The following is a 3,156-nucleotide window of genomic DNA, read 5'->3' as shown; positions in this document are numbered from 1 at the left end:
CGTCACCAAGCCCGCTCACGCTGGTTCCACCAACGCACCCGACTCAGCCGCGAATACGCCCTGGTCAACTAACCAATGGCGGCTGCCGTACTAGGTCAGGCTGCGGTCCTCTGGTTGGTTTCGTTAATGGTTTGTCGATCGGCTGGTCACCGTAGTGTCGAGTCCACCGTGGAAGCGGCTTCCAACGCGGCGGCGACTGCCTCGAATTCGGCCAGGGCTGCGGTGAGGTCCTCGACGATCTCCCGAGCGAGGACCTCGGGCGCCGGGAGGTTCTTCACGTCCTCAAGGGACTCGTCGCGCAGCCAGGTGATGTCGAGGTTGACCTTGTCCCGGGCGAGCAGATCGTCGTACGTGAAGGATTTGAACCGTTCGGTCTCGACGCGCTCGGATCGCGGCTTACCCGGTAGGTAGCAGGCGACGAAGTCGTCGAGGTGGTGGCGGCGCGCATGAAACGCACCCTGGCAAAAACCCTGGCGACTGTGCTCATGTCCACCGCCATCCTCGGTGCCGTCAGCGCTGTGGCGCCGAGCAGCGCCTCCGCAGCGGCGGGTGATACGACCCTGGTAACGCACCACCCGCCGCTGACCTGCACGACGACCTGGAGCTTCACCGACCGGCGGGGGCACAAGGGAACGTTCAGGTGCAAGACCAGGATCATGGAGATCAACTGGTTTGGCCAAGGCCGCATCGAGTACTTCGGCATCGCGCCCAACCGGACGATCTGGCACTCCTCGGCGAGCAGCGGATGGGTGGTCATGCCCAACAACGGCCTTGCCGACGAGGTCGACGGCGCAATGGCCAGGGAGCCTCACTACCGCACAATCGCCGTGTGGGCGGGCGGCAATCTCTGGTGCAGCACCGACTACGGCTACGGCTACAGCTGGAACCCGTGGCACCAGTGCGACCTGAACAACTACATCTGAGGTCACGGCGGGCCAGCCGCGGCAATGCAGGCCGCCGCCCGCCGCTCCAGAAGCACTGCCTTCTCTCGTCGCGCCGCATCGACTCTGTTGCTTGGAACCGTGAAGTTCATCCGGGACAGTGGTAGCCGGTGACGAGCCCGACGATGGCATCTCATCAAAGTTGGTCTAGGTAGACTGCCCAGGGCGGTTGGTTGAGGTCGTGTGACGACACGGCCTGAATCTGCGTGATGACGAAGGCTCCGGTTGTGGAGTGGAGCCGTCTAGGAACCGCTCCGCCAACCAGGGGAGACCTTCGTTTCTGGACAGCTAAGGCGTTGACTGCCTTGCGCCCCGGCGGACGGTGTGGTTCGGGTGGGCCGCCCCGCGTTTTCCGGACAGGCTCGTTTGTGACTAATTCATGCGGCGAGCTGCCGGTTCTCGAACTCGTCTCGAACTTGTCGTGGGGTTTTGTAGCCGAGTTCTGAGTGGCGTCTGCGGGAATTATAGTGGAGCTCGATGTATCTGGCAATGTCGTTGCGGGCGTGTTCCCGCGTCGGGTACTGGGTACGGTGGGTGCGTTCGTTCTTCAGCGTCGCGAAGAACGATTCGGCCAGGGCATTGTCGTAGCAGATACCGGTCCGGCCAACCGATTGCCGTATCTTCAGCCGCTTCAACGTCTTCCCGAAGTCGGTAGAGGTGTAGTTGGTGGATTCAATCGGTCGTTGCAACACTGGCTTGTTGGAGCGATCGTAGGTGTTCGTCGAGGACTTCGGCTGGAGTCTTCCAGCCGAGAGTTTTCCGGGGTCTGCTGTTGAGCGCGTGGGCGACGGCGTTGATCTCGTCGGCGCTCCATCTGGAAAGGTCGGTGCCTTTCGGGAAGTACTGCCGCAGCAGCCCGTTGGTGTTCTCGTTGGTGCCGCGTTGCCAGGGGCTGTGCGGGTCGGCGAAGAACACCGGGACTCCGGTCTCGACCGTGAAGCGTGCATGCGCGGACAGTTCCTTGCCGCGGTCCCATGTCAGCGATCTGCGGAGCTGCTCGGGCAGACTCGTAATCGTCTCGGCGAGGGCTTTGCTCATCGTGATCGCCCCATACCCGGCGAGAGCCGGACCGTTCTTCGTCCGCGGGATCACACCCCAGCCGGCCTCACGAGGCAGGTGGATCAGCATCGTGAACCTCGTCGTCCGCTCAACCAGTGTCCCGATCGCCGAGCGCTGCAGCCCGATGATCAGATCTCCTTCCCAGTGCCCGGGGACGGCGCGGTCCGCGGCTTCGGCGGGCCGTTCACTGATGAGCGTGTCGCTGGTGACGTGCGCCCATGCGCGTTGCTTCGCGCGTGCCCGTGGGACGCGAAGCGCCCGTCCGGTCCGCAAGCAGGTGACGAGTTCGCGCTTGAGGGCGCCGCGGCTCTGGACGTAGAGCGCCTGGTAGATCGCCTCGTGGCTGATGCGCATGGACTCATCCTCCGGGAACTCGGCCTTGAGCCTGCGGGAGATCTGCTCCGGGCTCCATCCGGTAGTCCATGCCCGATCGCCGCGGTGGGGCTTGTTCCGGCCCTTCCACTGCGGGCCTTGCGGCCCAGCGACCGGGCGGCCGGCCGCTGTCCGGATCACGCCCGCAAGCCGTTGCTGGACGTACTCTCGGAGCCGCTCATTGGCCAGCAGTTTCGCGGTCTTCGGCCGGCGGGCTCGGCGCTCAGCATGCCACTGCGCAGTCGAAGCCTTGTAGTCCAACCGGTACGTCCTGGTCGAGGCATTGCGCCGCAACTCCCGCGAGATCGTCGACGGGTCTCGGCCGAGATGGCGTGCGATCTCGCGGACACCCATGCCCTGCGCCCGCGACAGAGCGATGTCTTCGCGCTCACTGAACGACAGATAGCGGCCCGACACCGTCGGCGGCAACGCAGGATTCACGCCGCCAGCGTGCCGGAACCACCGGAACCCGACCGGCGAAGACACGCCCGCCACCGCGGCCGCATCCTCGGTCATCACACCGCGACTGATCGCAGCCCAGAACTTGACCCGGTCCTCACGCCACGCCACCGTCGGGCGACCCGGCGAGGGAATCTGACCCCGATACTCCCGAACCCGCTTCTGCCCCGGCCCAATACCCATCGCTTCACCCTTCCGACGAGGTGTTGCGACGACCAGTTGAATCCGCCGTTGCTCCCCCGGTCGGAATGGAATATGACGTCGTCGGCGAGCCGGTGGTTGGCGGCGGCCATCTGGATCGCGGATTCGATGAGCGGGGTGCGGT

At 64.9% G+C, this 3,156-nt stretch carries 4 protein-coding genes; 1 reads left to right on the top strand and 3 read right to left on the bottom strand.

What is annotated here, in order from left to right; genetic code table 11:
* Positions 1 to 146: 146 nt before the first annotated feature.
* Positions 147 to 575, bottom strand: coding sequence for a hypothetical protein (locus ACFYM6_RS36050; protein WP_387282007.1), 429 nt, complete (start codon positions 573 to 575; stop codon positions 147 to 149).
* An 81-nt stretch (positions 576 to 656) separates the two neighbouring features.
* Between ACFYM6_RS36050 and ACFYM6_RS36045 the strand changes: the two genes are divergently transcribed.
* Complete coding sequence (locus ACFYM6_RS36045) at positions 657 to 923, top strand: hypothetical protein (protein ID WP_387282005.1); 267 nt, start codon at positions 657 to 659, stop codon at positions 921 to 923.
* A 395-nt stretch (positions 924 to 1,318) separates the two neighbouring features.
* Here ACFYM6_RS36045 and ACFYM6_RS36040 read toward each other — a convergent pair whose 3' ends face one another.
* Both ACFYM6_RS36040 and ACFYM6_RS36035 read right to left on the bottom strand, forming a co-directional pair.
* A complete protein-coding gene (locus tag ACFYM6_RS36040) occupies positions 1,319 to 1,576 on the bottom strand; it encodes an integrase core domain-containing protein (protein ID WP_387282004.1) in 258 nt (85 codons plus the stop codon).
* A gap of 37 nt (positions 1,577 to 1,613) precedes the next feature.
* Complete coding sequence (locus ACFYM6_RS36035) at positions 1,614 to 3,014, bottom strand: IS30 family transposase (protein WP_387282002.1); 1,401 nt, start codon at positions 3,012 to 3,014, stop codon at positions 1,614 to 1,616.
* Positions 3,015 to 3,156: the final 142 nt, after the last annotated feature.

Origin of the sequence: Micromonospora sp. NPDC006431 (assembly GCF_042870725.1) — a bacterium.
Taxonomy (GTDB): Bacteria; Actinomycetota; Actinomycetes; order Mycobacteriales; family Micromonosporaceae; genus Micromonospora.
Note: the sequence above shows the minus strand (reverse complement) of the source record. Positions and strands in the feature narration are given on the sequence as shown.

What these genes read in the sequence shown, in the direction of transcription:
- ACFYM6_RS36035 (WP_387282002.1), bottom strand. Translation starts at nt 3,014, where the DNA reads ATGGGTATTGGGCCGGGGCAGAAGCGGGTTCGGGAGTATCGGGGTCAG.
- ACFYM6_RS36045 (WP_387282005.1), top strand. Translation starts at nt 657, where the DNA reads ATGGAGATCAACTGGTTTGGCCAAGGCCGCATCGAGTACTTCGGCATC.